This is a genomic window from Zoogloea sp. 1C4 (genome assembly GCF_009469605.1).
Taxonomy (GTDB): Bacteria; Pseudomonadota; Gammaproteobacteria; order Burkholderiales; family Rhodocyclaceae; genus Zoogloea; species Zoogloea oryzae.
On record NZ_SSXU01000005.1, the window covers coordinates 80,818 to 97,572 of the forward strand.

Below are 16,755 nucleotides of genomic sequence, written 5' to 3' on the forward strand. Positions count from 1 at the left end.
GAACCCTACCCCGGAGTGATCCTGTGACCTCATCTGCGTCTTCCCATCCATCCGCCCAGGCGGGCGCCGGGCTGATTCCGCTGGCGCTGGCCGCCCTCGGGGTGGTGTACGGCGACATCGGCACCAGCCCCCTGTACGCCTTCAAGGAGGCCTTTGCTGGCGCCCACGGCATCGACCCGAGCGAGGCCCACGTGCTGGCCACGCTGTCGGCCTTCTTCTGGGCGGTGCTGATCGTGGTGTCCCTCAAATACGTGTGGGTGGTGCTGCGCTTCGACAACGAAGGGGAGGGCGGGGTGCTGGCCCTCACCGCGCTGGCCCACCGGGTGGCCCGTGGCCCGCGCCGGGCGGCGCTGGCGGTGGGGGCGGGCATCTTCGCGGCGGCGCTGTTCTACGGCGACGCCATCATCACCCCGGCCATCTCGGTGCTGTCGGCGGTGGAGGGCCTCAGCGTGGCCACGCCGCACCTGGAGCACTACGTGGTGCCCATCACCGTGGGCATTCTGGTGGCGCTGTTCATGATCCAGAAGCACGGCACCGGGCAGGTGGGGCGCTACTTCGGGCCGGTGACGGTGCTGTGGTTCATCACCCTGGCGGTGCTGGGGGTGGCGAGCATCCTGCGCACGCCTGAGGTGCTGCGGGCCCTCGACCCCCGTTACGCCCTCGACTTTGCGCTCGAGAGCCCGAAGCTCGCCTTCATCCTGCTGTCGGCGGTGTTCCTGGCCCTCACCGGGGGTGAGGCGCTGTATGCCGACATGGGCCACTTCGGCGCCCGGCCGGTGCGGCTGGCCTGGTACGGGCTGGTGTGGCCGTCGCTGGTGCTCAACTATTTTGGCCAGGGCGCGCTGGTGCTGCGCGAGCCGGTCGCCATCGAAAACCCGTTCTACCTGCTGGCGCCGGACTGGTTCCTGCTGCCGCTGGTGGGGCTGGCGACCCTCGCCACGGTGATCGCCTCCCAGGCGACCATCACCGGCGCGTATTCCATGACGCTCCAGGCCACCCGCCTCGGTTACCTGCCGCGGATGCGCATCCTGCACACCTCGGATACCGAGCGCGGCCAGATCTACGTGCCCGGTGTTAACTGGCTGATGCTGGTGGCGGTGGTCGTGCTGGTGCTGCAGTTCCGTTCTTCCGGCGCCCTGGCGGCGGCCTATGGCATCGCGGTGTCGGGCACGATGATCATCACTACGCTGCTCACCGCCTACATCGTCTTCATGACCCGGGCGCGGATGCGCATCGGCCTGCTGGTGGCGCTGGCGCTGTTCGGGCTGCTGGAAAGCCTGTTCTTCAGCTCCAACCTCACCAAGCTGGGCGAGGGCGGCTGGATGCCCATGGCGCTGGGCGCCGCGATCTTCCTGATGCTCACCACCTGGAAGGAAGGCAGCCGGCTGCTGGCGCGCCAGCGGGAGCAGATCGATGTGCCACTGGATGGTTTCGTGAAGGGGCCGCCGCCGGATGTGCCCCGGGTGCCCGGCACCGCGGTGTATCTCACCTCCGAGCCGAGCCTCGTGCCCAGCGCGCTGTTCCACAACCTCAAGCACTACAAGGTGATGCACGAGCGCACGGTGTTCCTCCACGTGGTGAACGAGGACGTGCCGCGGGTTGCCGACGGGGAGCGGGTGCACGTCACCCGGCTGGCGCCCGGGCTGTACAACGTGGATGCCCGCGTCGGCTTTCGGGAAGAACCCGACGTGCCGGCCGCCCTGGCCCTGGCCGCGGCCCAGGGGCTGGATCTCGAGCCCATGACCACCACCTTCTTCGTGGCCCGCTCGAGCATCGTCGATGGCCCGGGCAAGCTGCCGCGCTGGCGCTGCAACCTGTTTGCGTGGATGGTCCGCCAGTCGGAAGGGGCTGCGAGCCACTTCCGGCTGCCGGCCAATCAGGTGGTTGAGCTGGGCACGCAGGTGATGCTGTAGCCCCGGGCGGGCGTCAAAGTTGTGTGCCCGGCCTAAATGGGAGGAGGCGTGTGCCGTTATGGCTGTGTCGAGCCACCGTTCGTGGGGTGGCCGATCTGCCGATAACAATAAGCGCTCATGCCTCCTGCCAACCTCTTTGCCGGCGCGATGGATCTCGTGTTCCTCGTCTACGGCGCGGCTTTCCTGGCCCTTGGACTGGCCATCCTTGTCCGTCACAACGATCACAGCGAACTTCCGCTTTCCCGCTCCCTCTGGCTGCTCGGCGGTTTTGCCGGGCTGCATGGGGTACTGGAGTGGACGGATCTGTGGCGGACGGTGCACGGCAGCGAGCCGTCACTGGCGGCGGGGCAGTCGGTGTTGCTGCTGGTGTCCTACCTGTTCCTGTTCGAGTTCGGCCGCCGGCTCGTGGTCGAGGCGGACGACCGGTCCGGCGGGCGCGGTTGGCTTGCCGGCTGTCTGGCGGCGGTCTGTCGGCCGGCGCTGTACGTGCCCCTGCTGGCCCTTGTCGGCATCGGCGCGGCGGTGTCGGATGCTTCGCTGCCCACCCTCGGCATTCTTTCCCGTTACGTGTTTGGCTTTGCAGGCGCCACCCTCGCGGGGGTCGGGCTGCTGCGGGCGCTCAGGCCGTCCCGGCTGCCGGGCTTGCCCCGGGAGGATGTGCGCAGCCTGACCCGGGCCGGGCAGCTGGGGGCCGGCGCCCTGATTGCCTACGGCGTGCTGGGCGGGCTGGTGGTGCCGGAGGCCGACTGGTTTCCTGCGTCGGTGATCAACCACCAGCGCTTCCTCGAGACCTTCGGTTTTCCGGTGCAGCTGGCGCGGGCGGCGGCGGCCATCGTCATCGCGGCTTCGATGGTGCGTCTGCTGGATATCTTCCAGGTGGAGGCGCTGACCCGCCTGCGCGTCGCCAAGGGCGAAACGGACCGGGCCCTCGGGCAGCTGGGGGCGCTCCACCGCAGTCAGGCGCTGATCCTGGCCTCATCGGGCGAGGGCATCATCGGTTTCGATTCGGACGGGCACATGACCTTCGTCAATCCCGCAGCCGAGCGGATGCTGGGCCACCCGGGCGAGGCGCTCCTGGGCCAGTCGCTGCATGACCTGACGCACCACTCCCGTCCTGATGGCACGCCGTACCCGGAGGAGGCCTGTCCAATCGGGCAGTCGCTGATCGACCACCGGCCGCGCCGGGGGGATGACGAGTTCTTCTGGCGTCGGGATGGCAGCGGCTTTCCGGTGGATTTCCTGGTCACGCCGATGTTCGATGGGGATCGCTGTGTCGGCGGGGTGCTGTCCTTCCGTGACATGACGGAGCAGACCCGCCTGGCCCGGCGTCGCGCCGCAATGCAGGAGCTGATGCTCCAGCTGGCTGGCCTGCCGGCGATCAACGAGGGCGATCTGGACACCATGGTGCAGGTGGTGACCGCGCGGCTCGCCCGTACCTTCGAGGTGGAGCGGGTCAGCGTCTGGCTGCTTGAGGACGGGGAGTCCCGTCTGCGCTGCATCGACCTGTTCACCCGTTCGAGCGGCGAGCACTGCGCCGGGCGGGTGATTGAAGAGACCGGTTTTGGCGACCACCTGGCGGCGCTGAAGGCGGCGCGCTACAGGGCCAGCAACGACGCGCAGCATGACCCGCGTCTGGCCGCCCTGGTCCATGGTCCGCTCGCGCAGGCCGAGATCCAGTCGATGCTCGGCTGCCTGATCGCCTCGGGCCGGCGTCCCTTCGGGCTGCTGTGTCTGGCCGAGACCGGCAGGCCCCACGCGTGGGCGCCGGATGAGATCGACTTCGCCTGCCAGCTGGCCGACCAGATCGGCCTGGTTCTGCTCAACCGCGAAAGGCGTCGGGCCGAAGCGGCGAGCCGGGCCAAGAGTTCGTTCATCGCAAACATGAGCCACGAGCTGCGCACGCCCATGACGGCCATCATCGGGATGAACAGCCTGGCCCTGCGCCGGGCCACCGACCCCCGGCTGATCGACCAGCTGGGCAAGATCGGCAAGGCTGCCCAGCATCTGCTGGGTGTCATCAACAACATCCTCGACCTGTCGAAGATCGAGGCCGACCGGCTGACGATGGAGCAGGTGGACTTCCGTATCGGCGAAGTGGTGGAGAACCTGGCCAGCCTGATGGGGCAGCGGATCACCGAGAAGGGGCTGCGGCTCTGCATCGATCTGCCGCCAGCGCTGGGCATTTCGCCGCTGCGGGGCGATCCGCTGCGGCTCACCCAGATCCTCCTGAACCTCGTCGGCAACGCGGTGAAGTTCACCCCGGCGGGCGAGATCGTGCTGAGCGTGGCGCAGATCGAATCCGGCGCGGACGACGTGCTGGTGCGCTTCGAGGTGCGCGACCGGGGGATCGGCATTGCGCCGGAAGAGGCGGCGCGCCTGTTCAATGCCTTCGAGCAGGCCGGCGCATCGACCACCCGCAAGTACGGCGGCACGGGCCTTGGGCTGGCGATCAGCCGGCGCCTGGCGTTGCAGATGGGGGGCGATATCGGCGTGGAGAGCGTGCCGGGCGAAGGCAGCACTTTCTGGTTCACCGCCAGGCTGGGCATCGGCAGCGCGGTGCGGAGCGACGCGGCAGGCAAGCCGGTTTCGGCCGAGTCGCTGCTTCAGGCCGAGTTTGCCGGCGCGCGGGTGCTGTTGGTGGAGGACGAGCCGGTGAACCAGGAGGTGTCCCTGTGCCTGCTGGAAGACGCCGGCCTTGTCGTGGAGGTGGCCGACGACGGGCTGGTGGCCGTGGAGATGGCCCGGCAGACGGGCTACGACCTGATCCTGATGGACATGCAGATGCCCCGCATGAACGGCCTGGAGGCGACCCGGCGGATCCGCGCCGACTCGGCCAACACCGGCACCCCGATCCTGGCGATGACAGCCAACGCCTTTGTGGAGGATCGCCAGGCGTGCCTGGAGGCCGGCATGAACGACCACATCACCAAGCCGGTGGATTCCGACCTGCTGTTCGAGACGGTGTTGAAGTGGCTGTCCCGCTCGCTGGAGGGCGAGGTGACGACCTGATCGGACGCGCCGGGCCTTGAAACGAAAACACCCCGGGGGCGTGACACCCCGGGGTGTTGTGCTTCTGGCGCCGGCGTTTCAGCGCAGCGTTGTGGCCTTGGCGGAGCCGGCGGCATTCCGCTCGCGCAGGGCGAGCTGGGTGCGGGTGGCAAACAGTTCGGCCTCGTCGGCGACGATGCGGGCGGCTTCGGTGAGGAGCACGTCCTTGCTGTCCTTGCGGGCCTTCTCGGCGGCGAGATCGGCGGCCAGGCTGCGTTCGCCGTACTGGAGGCCGTCGTCCTGGAGGGCGGCGAGCTTGTCCTTGCTGCCCTTGTCGCGGGACTTGAGGCGCGCTTCCTGGCGTTCTTTCTCCTGGCGGCGCTCGGTCTCGTTGAGGGACAACTGCTTGGTTTCGCGCAGGCGCTTGTACTCGGCCACGTCCTGCAGCAGCTGGGCGAAATCCTTGTCCTTGGCGATGCGGGCATCGTGGCGGCGCTGGAGATCGGCCAGGCGCGGCGAGACTTCATCCACCGGACGGAATTCGGCGGCCTTCACCTGAATCCACGGCAGGGCGTTGTCGTAGCTGGATTCGCCGAAGCTCTGCGGATCGGACACCGACGGGAAGCGGATGTCGGGCACCACGCCGCGCAGCTGGGTGGTGCCGCCGTTGATGCGGAAGAACTGGGCGACGGTCATCTTCAGGTCGCCGAACTTGGGCGGGTCGTTGCGGGCGATCTGGTCCAGGCTGATCATGGTCTGGACGGTGCCCTTGCCGAAGCTCGGCTCGCCGATGATGGGCGCGCGGCCGTAGTCCTGCAGCGCGGCGGCGAAGATCTCGGAGGCCGACGCGGAGCCGCGGTTGATGAGCACCGCCAGCGGGCCATCCCAGGCGGTGCCGGCGTGTTCGTCCTTCTCGACGCCGATCTGGCCATCCGGGCGACGCTGCTGGACCACCGGGCCCTTGTCGATGAAGAGGCCGGTGAGCTCGACCGCCTCGCGCAGCGAGCCGCCGCCGTTGTTGCGCAGGTCGATCAGGAGGCCGTCGACCTTTTCCTTCTTCAGCTCGTCGATCAGGCGGGCCACGTCGCGGCTGGCGCTGCGGTAGTCCTTGTCGCCCTTGCGGCGGCCTTCGAAGTCTTCGTAGAAGGCGGGCAGGTTGATCACGCCGATCTTGCGGGCGGTGGCGCCTTCGCCGGTCTTAATGACCGACTTCTTGGCGGCCTGCTCTTCGAGCTTGATCTTGTCACGGGTGAGGGCGACCTGCTTGTGCTTGGCGTCGGGGCCGGCGTCGGCGGGCAGCACGTCGAGCACCACGCGGGTGTTCTTCTCGCCGCGGATCAGCTTGACGACCTCGTCGACCCGCGAGCCGACCACGTCGGCCACGGCGTCGTCGCCCTGGCCGACGCCGACGATGCGGTCGCCCACGGCGAGCTTGCCGGAGCGCGCCGCCGGGCCGCCGGGCACCAGTTCGCGGATGGTGATGTACTCGTCACGTTCCTGCAGCACGGCGCCGATGCCCACCAGCGAAAGGCGCATGGAGATGTCGAAATCGGCCGAGGCGCTACGCCCGAGATAGTTGGTGTGGGGCTCGATCGACATGGCGTAGGCGTTCATGAAGATCTGGAAGACGTCCTCGCTCTTGTTGCGGGTGGCGCGGGTGACGTAGTTGTCGTAGCGCTTGGCGAGGGTGTCGCGGATGGCCTTGTCGTCCTTGCCGGCGAGCTTGAGACGCAGCCAGTCGTTCTTGACGCGCTTCTTCCACAGGTCGCGCACCTCGGCCTCGTCGGCGGGCCACGGGGCCTTGTCGCGGGCGTAGGGGTAGCTTTCCTTGGTGCTGAAGTCGAAGCCCTGGCCGAGGAGCTCGCGGGCGTAGCCGAGGCGCTCGGTCACGCGCTGCTCGTAGCGCTGGAAGATGGCGAAGGGCGCAGAAAGATTGCCCCGCAGGATCGCGTCGTCGAGCCGGGTGCGGGCATCGGCGAAGCCGTCGATGTCGGCCTGGGTGAAGAACAGCCGTTCCGGATCGAGGGCCTTGAGATAGCGGTCGAAGATCTTCTCCGACATGGCGTCGTCGAGGGGAACGGTCTTGTAGTGATAGCGGCTCAGGATCTGCGCGCTCAGGTAGGCCGTCTGGGCCTGGTCGGCGGTGGGGGCCAGGCGGGGCGCCGCGGCCAGTTCCTGGGCCGCCGTCTGGCCGGCGCACAGCACCGAGAGCAGGGTCCAGATGATTCGCTTGTTCAATTGTTTCTCCACCGCAAAGTTTGAGCCGGGATGGACGGTACATTTTTCCGGCAGGAAGGTCGACAGCCGGCTGGCCGAAATGTTCGCGGTTTCGGAAAACGTTTCCGAAAATATGACTAAAGACATACGTCAAGATACCGTTAAGCCATATTCCGAACGGTTTGATAACAAGGAAGACGCCCGATTTCAATCGGGTGGGAGAGAGCATGAGCGACAAGCCGACCCGGGTTCTGATCGTCGAGGACGAGGCGATCATCGCCATGGACCTGGCCCAGCGCCTCGAGAGTTACGGATATGTGGTCACCGGCATTGCGGCGAGCAGTGACCAGGCCATCGAACTGTTCGATTCGACCGGCCCTGATCTGGTGATGATGGACATCGTCATCCGCGGTGGCATGGATGGGGTGGAAACGGCCGCCCGCCTGCGCGAGCGACGGGATGTGCCGGTGATCTACCTCACCGCCTTCAGCGATGACGAGACCCTGCGCCGGGCCCGCGCCACGGCGCCCCAGGGCTATCTGCTGAAGCCCTTCCGGCCCGACGACATCCGCGCTTCCATCGAGGTGGCCCTCGTCAAGCACGCCATGGACAGCCGCCTGCGCCAGAGCGAGGAGTGGTTTTCGCGCACCCTGTGCTCCATCGGCGAGGGCGTGGTGGCCACCGATACGGCCGGGCGGGTGCGCATGATCAACCCCATCGCCGAAGGGCTGATCGGCCTGAGCGACGCCGAGGCGGTCGGCCAGCCGATCGGCGCCATCCTCGATCTGCGCCACGAGCGGAGCGGCCTGCCGGTGCCCGATCCGGTGGCCGGCGCCATGATGATGTCCGGGCTGCCGGCCCAGTGCCCGGCACTGCTCACCACCCGCAGCGGTGCGGTCACGCCGGTGGAATACGCCGCCGCACCGATCATCGCCGGCGACGGCGAGCTGATGGGCTGCGTGCTGGTGCTGCGCGACATCGCCCGCCGCCGTGAAATGGAGCGGGCCCTGGCCGAGAGCGAGCGGCGCTTCCACTCGGCCTTCGAATACGCGGCCATCGGCATGGCGCTGGTGGCGGCGGATGGCCGCTTCCTGCAGGCCAACGACGTGGCGGTGGCGATGCTGGGCGTGCATGGCGAGGTCATCGCCGGCCTGTCCTTCCTCCATCTGTGCCACGAGGGCGACCGCCCGATGCTCGACGAGTACCTCGCCCGGCTGATGGACAACAGCCTGCCGAGCTTCCAGATCGAGCTGCGCCTGGTGACGCCGGACAGCCGGGTGGTGTGGGCGCTGCTGTCAGTCTCCGCGGTGCGCGACGACCGGGGCACGACGCGCTACTACATCGTCCAGCTGCAGGATGTCACCGCCCGCCGCTCGGCCGAGGAGCAGCTGGTCTTCGTGGCCTATTACGATGCCCTCACCGGGCTCTCCAACCGCACCCAGATCAACCGCCAGCTGGAGCAGTCCATCGCCTTCTGCCGGCGCCGGGGCGAGCAGCTGGCGGTGATGTTCATCGATCTGGACAACTTCAAGCTGGTGAATGGTTCCCTCGGCCACAACGCCGGCGACGCGCTGCTGCGCGATGTGGCCCGGCGCCTGAAGGGGGCCGTACGCGAGACCGACATCGTCGGCCGCCTGGGGGGCGACGAGTTCGTGGTGATCCTCCCTGGCGTCGAGGACGACAGCGCGGTGGCGGGGGTGTGCACCAAGCTGATCGCTGCGATGGAGCTGCCCTGCACCTTTGAGGAGCACCTCATCCAGACCTCCTGCAGCATCGGCATCAGCCGTTTTCCCAACGACGCGGTGACCGGCGACCGGCTGATCGTGGCCGCCGACGACGCCATGTACCGGGCCAAGGAGCTGGGCAAGAACGGCTTTGTGTTCTATTCGAGCGAGTGGGGCCGGCAGATCAACCAGCGCATGGTGCTGGAGGCCGACCTGCGCCGGGCGCTGGCCGAATCCCAGTTCGAGCTGCACTACCAGCCCATCCACGACGCCGATGGCGGCGTGCATTCGCTGGAGGCGCTGCTGCGCTGGCAGCATCCGGAGCGCGGCCTGGTGGCGCCGGATGTCTTCATGCAGAGTGCCGAGCGCTCCGGGCTGATCGTGCCCATCGGTGCCTGGGTGCTGCGCACCGTGTGCAGCCAGCTCCGCGCCTGGCATGACGCCGGCGCGGTGGACGTGAAGGTGGCGGTGAATCTGTCGGCGCGCCAGTTCCGCGATCCGGATCTGGTCGGGCTGGTGATGGGCACGCTGGCCGAGTTCGACCTCGACCCGTCGTGCCTGGCACTGGAGCTCACCGAGTCGAGCATCATGCAGCAGCCCGAGCGGGCCCGCGCGACCCTCGACGAGCTTCGCCGCAACGGCCTGCGCATCGCGGTGGACGACTTTGGCACCGGCTATTCCAGCCTCAGCTATCTCAAGCGTCTGCCGATCCACGCCCTCAAGATCGACCGCTCGTTCATGACCGACCTGCCGGACAACCGGGAGAGTGGCGCCATCGTCTCGGCCATCGTCACCATGTCGAGGGCGCTGGGGCTCACGGTGGTGGGCGAGGGCGTCGAGAACAGTGCCCAGGCGCGCTTCCTCAACGATCTCGGCTGTGACCTGCTACAGGGCTTCCTGTTCGAGCAACCGGCGCCGGCGATGGTGATCGAGAGCCTGCTGGGGCTGGGTCGCCGTGCCGGGATGGGGTCGGCGGTTTCGGTCCAGTAGGCCGGAGAGGCGATCGTGCTGCGCGTATTCACGCTTCTGGCGATGCTGGCGGCGCTGGTCTTCGGGCCGGTGGCGGCCCGCACGGACGCCCCGGTCCTGCCGGTGGCCGAGCGCAAGACCGTGCTGGTCATCAATTCCTACCACTGGGGCTTTGCCTGGACGGACGCCCAGGTGAGCGGGATCCTGCAGGTGCTGCGCAGTGGCGACGCGCCGCCGGAGGTCTTTGTCCATGACCTGGACGCCCTGCGTCAGCCCCGCCGCGACGATGATGCGGGCACTGTCGCGCATCTGCGCCAGCGGGTTGGCGAGCGGCGTGTCGACCTGGTGATCGTCACCGACGACCCGGCGCTGGACTTCGCGCTGCGTCACCGGGATGCGCTGTTTCCCAAGGCGTCGGTGGTGTTCTCGGACGTGCGTGATTTCGACCCCGCGCGGGTGCGGCCCGATGTGCCGATCACCGGCGTGCGGGAGAACGTGGACATCGTCGGCACCCTGGGCGCGGCCCGCAAGTTGCTGCCGGACGCCCGCCGGATGGTGGTGTTCGGCAATCTGGGCGGGTCGGCGACCGGCTTCGCCCACGCCCACGAGGCGCTGCTCAAGATGGGCAGCCCGCTGCCGGTGGAGCAGTATTTCGACCTGGGCCTGAGCGAGATCCTCACCATCGTGGCGCGGCTGTCGCCCAACGACATCATCCTGCCCCTGGCCACTGCGGTGGATGACCAGGGGCGCCGGCTGGATTATTCCGAGGTGATCACCCGCATGGCCCAGGTGTCGCCGGCGCCGGTGTTCGACATCACCAGCCACCGGGTGCGGGACGGGATCACCATCGGCGGCAGCGTGGAAGACGGCGTCACCCAGGGGCGGGTCGCCGCCGGGATGGCCCGGCGCGTCCTCGCGGGCACCCCGGCCCGGTCGCTGCCGGTGGTCGATGCCGAGCCGGTGCTGCTCTTCAATCACACCGTGATGGAGCGCTTTGGCGTGCCTGAAAGCCGCTTGCCCGAGGGCGCCCAACTGATCGGCAAGCCCCCCGGGGTGGTCGAGCGCAGCGGCGGTGTCTTCTGGGCGATGCTGGCGGCGCTGGTCGCCCTGACGGTGGTGATTGTGGTGTTGATCGCCAACATCAAGCGCCTCAACCGGGCCGAGTCGGTGCTGGAGCAGAGCGAGGAACACCTGCGCCTGGCGGTCGAGGGGGCCACCGACGGCATCTGGGACTGGAACCTCAAGACCGGCGCGATCTACGTGAGCCCGCGTTATTTCACGATGCTCGGCTACGAGGTGGGCGAGCTCGAACTGGGCCCCGAAGCGCTGATGCGGCAGATTCACCCGGACGACCGGGAGGCCACCGAGGCGCGCTTCCGGGAGTTCATCGCCTCGCCCGATGCGGCCTTCCGGGCCGAGTTCCGGATGCGCGCCAAGAGCGGCGAGTGGCGCTGGATCCTGTCCCGTGGCGCGGTGGTCAAGCGCAAGTCGGACGGCCGGGCGCTGCGGGTTGCGGGGTCGCATGCCGACATCACCGACGCCAAGATCGCCGAACAGCGGATCAGCGCGGCGCTCCACGAGAAGGAGGCGCTGCTGAAGGAGATCTACCACCGGGTGAAGAACAACCTCCAGGTGGTGGCGAGCCTGCTCACCATGCAGGGGCGCAGCGTGGACGACGCGGACGTGCGCGAGCTGTTCGAGGACAGCGCGGCGCGGGTGATGGCCATGTCCCAGGTGCACGAGCAGCTGTACCGCTCCCACGATCTGGCGAGCATCGACTTCAAGCGCTACCTGGGCCAGCTGGTGGAGCGGCTGGCGTCCCAGCACGGGCGGCAGGGGGTGCGCATCGAATCGGCACTGGATCAGGTGGTGCTCGGCATCGAGACGGCGATCCCCTGCGCGCTGATCGTGAACGAGCTGGTCTCCAACGCCGTCAAGCACGCCTTCCCCCACGGCAGCGCGGGGCGCATCCAGGTGGGCCTGCAAGCCGACGGCGAGGACGGCGCCCGCCTGTGGGTGGAGGACGACGGGGTGGGGCTTCAGCCGGGCTTCTCGCCGGCCACCAGCCGCAGCCTGGGCTGGCGCCTGGTGGTGGGGCTGGTGAATCAGATTGGCGGCAAGCTGGTCGTCGGGGCCGACACCAGTAGCCGCATCCATTCGGGCACGCGGATCGTGATCCGCTTCCAGCCGGACGCACCGGAGAGCCGGCGCTACGCCGACGCGCTGCCCCTGCGGGACGACGCGCCTGCCTGACGGGGCGGGTTCAGCGCGGCCCGGGGGTGCCCGGGCGCAGGTTCTGGTCGATGGCCCACACGGCGGCCTCGAGGCGTGAGCGGAACTTGAGCTTCTTCAGCAGATTCTTGATGTGCACCTTCACCGTGCCCTCGGCGATGTTGAGGTCGCGGGCAATCAGCTTGTTCGACAGCCCGCTCGCCAGGCAGCCGAGGATGTCGCGCTCCCGGTCGGTGAGCGGGGCGAGGCTGCGTTCGGCGGCCTGGGCCTCGTCGCGCAGGGAGCGGGCCAGGAGTCCGTTGAGGCTCTCGCTGATGACGATGCGCCCCGAGAGCGCCTCGACGATGCGCGCCAACAGTTCTTCCGGTTCCATGTCCTTCAGCAGGTAGCCGTCGGCGCCGGCGCGGATCGCCGCGACCAGATCGTCGGCGGCGTCCGACACGGTGAGGATCAGGATGCGTGCGGCGAGGTCGGCCTCGCGGAGCGCGCGCAGGGTCTCGATGCCGCTCATCCCGCGCATGTTGAGGTCGAGCAGGATCAGGTCGGGCTCGAGGGCGCGGGCCAGTTCGAGCCCTTCCTCGCCGCTGCTGGCTTCGCCGATGAGGTGGAGCTGGTCGGACAGGGCGATGAGCTGGGAGACGCCTTTGCGGAACAGCGGGTGGTCGTCGATGATGATGACGGAGGTGGTGGCGGGGGCGTTCATGGCGCGCTTCCTTGGGCGGAGGTCGGAGAATCGGAGAGGGTGGCGTCGGCGGGGAAATCCAGCTCGACCCGTGTGCCGCCGCCTTCGCGGGGGCGCACGCTGATCTGGCCGGCGAGGCTCTGGGCGCGGTCGTGCATGATCACGATGCCGTAGCGATGGAGCGGGCGGTCGGCCTCGTCGAAGCCCACGCCGTCGTCGTCCACCGTCACCCGCAGGCGATCGGCGCCGTTCGGGGCGAGGGCGATCGCCACCCGGCCGGCCTGGGCGTGGCGTTCGATGTTGGTGAGGGCCTCGCGGATGATCTGCAGCACGTGGATCTCGCGGTTGGGGGCCAGCTCGACGCCGCCCAGGCGGTTGTCGAGGGTGATCTCCAGCCCCGTGCGGCGGCGGAATTCCTGCACCGTGTCGTCGATGGCCGCGTTGAGGCCGCGGCCGTCGATGCGCAGGCGGAAGGTGGTGAGCAGCTCGCGCAGCTGGCGGTAGGCCTCGTTGAGCCCGTCGCGCAGCTCGCCGACGATCTCGGTGACGGGCTCGGGCGTGGGGCTCTTGCGCAGCAGGGTCTGCAGCCGGGTGACCTGGATCTTGAGATAGGACAGCGACTGGGCGAGGGAGTCGTGCAGCTCCCGGGCGATCACCGAGCGTTCGTCGAGCAGCGCCAGGCGGTGGCGCTCCTCGTTGCGCTGGGTCGAGGCCAGCGCGGCGCCCACGTGGCGGCCGACGGTCTCGAGGAGCTCCAGCTGCCAGGGGGCGAGGGCCTGGCCCGGCGGCAGGGCAAGCAGCAGGGCGCCGTGGCTGCGGCTGCCGTCGAAGAGCGGGGCGGCAATCGTCTGGCCACCGGCGGGCTTGGGGTGGGCCACGATGGCACGGTCGCCGCTTTCGCAGCCGTGGCAGGTGGAGCGGCACAGGGCGTCGATGGCGATGCCGTCTGCGCCGGTGCGGCAGACGGTCTCCGGCGCGTCGGCCCGGCTCAGGCAGATTGCGCCGCTCGTCACCCCGACCACCTGTTCCATGTCGTCGAGCACCTGCTGGAGCGTCGCCCGGGTCACGGCGCGCTCGGAGAGGGCGCGGGTGGTCCGGTAGAGCAGGTCGAGGGACTGGTTGCTGCGGGCGAGCTCCTCGGTCTTCTCCTGGACCCGGTTTTCCAGCTGGGCGTAGCTGCGGGAGAGATCCTCGACCATGAAGTTGAAGGCCTCGCCGAGCTGGCCGAGTTCGTCCGGCTCGCGGATTGGTACCCGCACGGCGAAATCACCGCGCCGCACCCGGTCGGCGGAGGCGAGCAGGTCGTGCAGCGGCAGCAACACCTTCTGTTTCAGCTGCAGCACCGCCGCCGCGCCGACGATCACCAGCAACACCAGCGAAATGCCCTGCACCAGCCGCAGGAGCTGCAGCTTGTCTTCCAGGCCCTGTTCGATCAGCACCACCAGCTGGTTGATGGCGGTGACGATCTCGGCCGTCTCGGCGGAAAGCCGTCCGCCGCCGGGCTGGCCGGCGGCCACTTCGGTGGCGGCCTTCTCCACAGCCGGGTGGAAGCGCCCGCGCCACACGCTGCCCACCGCGTCGTAGGCCTGGCGCAGGCTTCCATCGGCGCCCTGGGGGATGGTGCGCGTGAGGTCGGGGCTGGTGAAGCGCGTCTCGAACTCGGCGATGGCCTGCTCGATGCCGCGGGCGTCGCCCTGGGTGACGGCGGCGCCGATGGCGTAGGACTGCATGCGCAGGGAGCCGGCGAGGTTGATCGCCCGGGCCTCGCCCGACGACAGCTCGGCCACGGTGATCGAGGCGAAGATCGACACCGCGGCGAGGCTGGCGATGGCGGCGATCCACGCACCCAGGCGCAGCACCACCGACGGGCGGCGGCGCCCGGACGGGGGCGGCGAGGCGGGGGATACGCCTTGGTTTGAGGGCTGGGCGGTCACGGGGCAGGCCTGGGTTGTTCGGCAGGTCGCCATTCTCGCCCCGAGTCGCCTCCGGGGTCACGTCCGGTGGGTACGCGGGCCAGGAAAATGGGGTTAGACGAAAGGATAGGCAGCGGCTTTGTGCGACTCGGGTGGTGTCGCGGCGTTTTTAGTAAAAAGCGCTATAAAGCAATGGTATGGCGCCGGATTTGGGGTGGTGAAACGGATACCTCGTTGGAGGTATTTGCCTCATTTTTGAGCAGGTTTGGACTCTGATCTAAGTCAACTTTCAGCCCGGTTTGGGCTCCTAGACTGCGTGCCATGTACTGGGGTCGAAGGCAGTTTTTCCCCGCATGACCCCACTTTGTAGCAGCGAGGTAAATGTGATGCGCACGAGTCTTGATGATCTGTCTCTGGTGTTGGGCGAGCTTGCCCTGTTTCGTGATCTGCCCGATACCGTGATCGCCGAGGTAGCGCGCGCAGCTCATGTGGTGAGCCTGCCCAAGGGGGCGGCGATCTACGCCTCGGGCGAGCGTCCGAAGGCGCTCTTCCACGTGATGTCCGGGCACCTGAAGGTGGCGGTTTCGTCGCCGGAGGGCGGCGAGAAGGTCATCGAGATCCTGTCGCCCAACCAGCTGTTCGGCGTGGCCGAGCTGTTTGGCGATGCGCCTTACGTGTCGTCGGTGGAGACCGTGTCGCCGGTGGTGCTGGTGTCGGTCGGGCGCGACGGCATCTTCCGGGCCATGGACAGCGAGCCGCGCCTGATGCGCCAGATGCTCGCCGCGGTGGCCCAGCGTCAGTCGTCCATCGAGCGCGACATTGCCGCCGACTGCCTGCAGTCCGGCTCGGCCAAGGTGGTGGAATACCTGCGCCGGCTGGGCGCCGCGGCGGCGGCGAAGGCGGCGCGGATCGAACTGGAGCTGGCGATCCCCAAGAACGTGCTGGCGGCGCGCATGGGCTTCACGCCGGAAACCCTGTCGCGGATCTTCCGGGAGCTGTCGGATGCGGGCTTCATCCAGGTGCTCGGCAAGCACGTCACCCTGACCGAGAAATTCACCCGCCAGTACGCCTGTGGCACCGAGCGCGCGCTGGCCGAGCGGCGCCCGGCGAGCCGCAGCGGCGTGTGGTTCGACCGCCCCGCTGCCGTGACCACCGCCCACGCGGCCTGGAACTGATCGCGCCGCGCCGGTGGCGCGGTATGCTGACGCTCTTCCCAACAGTGAGGAGCGTTCGATGGCAACGGTTCAGGATTCCGATTTCGACAGTCTCGTTCCCGGCCTGCCCCTGAGCCGGCGGACCTTCGTCGGCGGTTCGCTGGCGGCGGGTTTTGCGCTGGCCGTGCAGCCGGCCCTCGGGCATAGCGTGGTCGTCACCCCGGCCGACGGGCTGGTAGCGGGCGAGATCACGCTGCCGGCGCCGGATGGCGTCGCCCTCAAGGCTTACCGTGCCCAGCCCGCGGGCAAGGGGCCTTTCCCCACCGTGCTGGTGGTGCAGGAAATCTTCGGCGTTCACGAATACATCCGCGATGTGTGCCGGCGTCTGGCTCGCCAGGGCTATCAGGCCATCGCGCCCAATCTTTACCAGCGCCAGGGCGACCCGGTGGGCATCGACAGCGTGGCGGACATCCTCGCGAAGGTGGTGAGCAAGGTTCCGGACGCCCAGGTGCTGGCCGACCTGGACGCCACCGCGGCGTGGGCTGCAGCCAATGGCGGCGATGCGGCGCGGCTGGGCATCACCGGCTTCTGCTGGGGCGGGCGCATCACCTGGCTGTACGCCGCCCACAACCCGAAGCTCAAGGCCGGCGTGGCCTGGTATGGCCGCCTGACCGGCGTGGCCAGCGCGATGACGCCCCAGCACCCGATCGACGTGGTGGACAAGATCAGCGCCCCGGTGCTGGGCCTTTACGGCGCCAAGGACCAGGGCATCCCGGTGTCCGACGTGGACGACATGAAGGCCGATCTGGCCAAGGCCGGCAAGCGGGCGGAGTTCGTGGTGTATCCGGATGCCGGCCACGCCTTTCATGCCGACTACCGCCCGAGCTACCGGGCGGCCGATGCGGCGGATGGCTGGGGCCGGCTGCTGGCGTGGTTCAAGGCCAGCGGGCTCTGATCCCCGTC

General features: G+C 68.7%; 9 protein-coding genes. 6 read left to right on the top strand and 3 right to left on the bottom strand.

What is annotated here, in order from left to right; genetic code table 11:
* Window positions 1-23: 23 nt before the first annotated feature.
* Together GH681_RS07820 and GH681_RS07825 are read left to right on the top strand one after the other, a co-directional pair.
* Window positions 24-1,913: a potassium transporter Kup gene (locus GH681_RS07820; protein WP_228111821.1), complete on the top strand. Its 1,890-nt coding sequence runs from the start codon at window positions 24-26 to the stop codon at window positions 1,911-1,913.
* 117 nt (window positions 1,914-2,030) lie between these two features.
* Window positions 2,031-4,922, top strand: a complete 2,892-nt coding sequence (locus GH681_RS07825) for an ATP-binding protein (protein ID WP_153160915.1) — start codon at window positions 2,031-2,033, stop codon at window positions 4,920-4,922.
* A 78-nt stretch (window positions 4,923-5,000) separates the two neighbouring features.
* On the opposite strand, the gene GH681_RS07830 is transcribed toward GH681_RS07825, so the two are convergent.
* On the bottom strand, window positions 5,001-7,139 hold the full coding sequence (locus tag GH681_RS07830) for a carboxy terminal-processing peptidase (protein WP_228111822.1): 2,139 nt from the start codon (window positions 7,137-7,139) through the stop codon (window positions 5,001-5,003).
* 206 nt (window positions 7,140-7,345) lie between these two features.
* Between GH681_RS07830 and GH681_RS07835 the strand changes: the two genes are divergently transcribed.
* Both GH681_RS07835 and GH681_RS07840 read left to right on the top strand, forming a co-directional pair.
* On the top strand, window positions 7,346-9,832 hold the full coding sequence (locus GH681_RS07835; RefSeq protein WP_153160917.1) for an EAL domain-containing protein: 2,487 nt from the start codon (window positions 7,346-7,348) through the stop codon (window positions 9,830-9,832).
* A 15-nt stretch (window positions 9,833-9,847) separates the two neighbouring features.
* Window positions 9,848-12,064, top strand: a complete 2,217-nt coding sequence (locus tag GH681_RS07840; RefSeq protein WP_153160918.1) for a histidine kinase dimerization/phosphoacceptor domain -containing protein — start codon at window positions 9,848-9,850, stop codon at window positions 12,062-12,064.
* Window positions 12,065-12,074: 10 nt separating this feature from the next.
* Here the strand turns inward: GH681_RS07840 and narL are convergent, their stop codons facing one another.
* Window positions 12,075-12,746, bottom strand: a complete 672-nt coding sequence (gene narL, locus GH681_RS07845; RefSeq protein ID WP_153160919.1) for a two-component system response regulator NarL — start codon at window positions 12,744-12,746, stop codon at window positions 12,075-12,077.
* Window positions 12,743-14,659 (bottom strand): histidine kinase, encoded by a 1,917-nt coding sequence (locus tag GH681_RS07850; RefSeq protein ID WP_194271172.1) that lies wholly within the window; start codon window positions 14,657-14,659, stop codon window positions 12,743-12,745. Before GH681_RS07850 ends, narL begins: the two co-directional genes overlap by 4 nt.
* Window positions 14,660-15,024: 365 nt before the next feature.
* Between GH681_RS07850 and GH681_RS07855 the strand changes: the two genes are divergently transcribed.
* Window positions 15,025-15,813, top strand: a complete 789-nt coding sequence (locus GH681_RS07855; protein ID WP_194271173.1) for a Crp/Fnr family transcriptional regulator — start codon at window positions 15,025-15,027, stop codon at window positions 15,811-15,813.
* Window positions 15,814-15,871: 58 nt separating this feature from the next.
* A complete protein-coding gene (locus GH681_RS07860) occupies window positions 15,872-16,747 on the top strand; it encodes a dienelactone hydrolase family protein (protein ID WP_153160922.1) in 876 nt (291 codons plus the stop codon).
* Window positions 16,748-16,755 lie beyond the last annotated feature (8 nt).

Coding starts and splice junctions, on each gene's coding strand:
- GH681_RS07860 (WP_153160922.1), top strand. CDS start 15,872: ATGGCAACGGTTCAGGATTCCGATTTCGACAGTCTCGTTCCCGGCCTG.
- GH681_RS07825 (WP_153160915.1), top strand. CDS start 2,031: ATGCCTCCTGCCAACCTCTTTGCCGGCGCGATGGATCTCGTGTTCCTC.
- GH681_RS07835 (WP_153160917.1), top strand. CDS start 7,346: ATGAGCGACAAGCCGACCCGGGTTCTGATCGTCGAGGACGAGGCGATC.
- narL (WP_153160919.1), bottom strand. CDS start 12,746: ATGAACGCCCCCGCCACCACCTCCGTCATCATCATCGACGACCACCCG.
- GH681_RS07855 (WP_194271173.1), top strand. CDS start 15,025: ATGCGCACGAGTCTTGATGATCTGTCTCTGGTGTTGGGCGAGCTTGCC.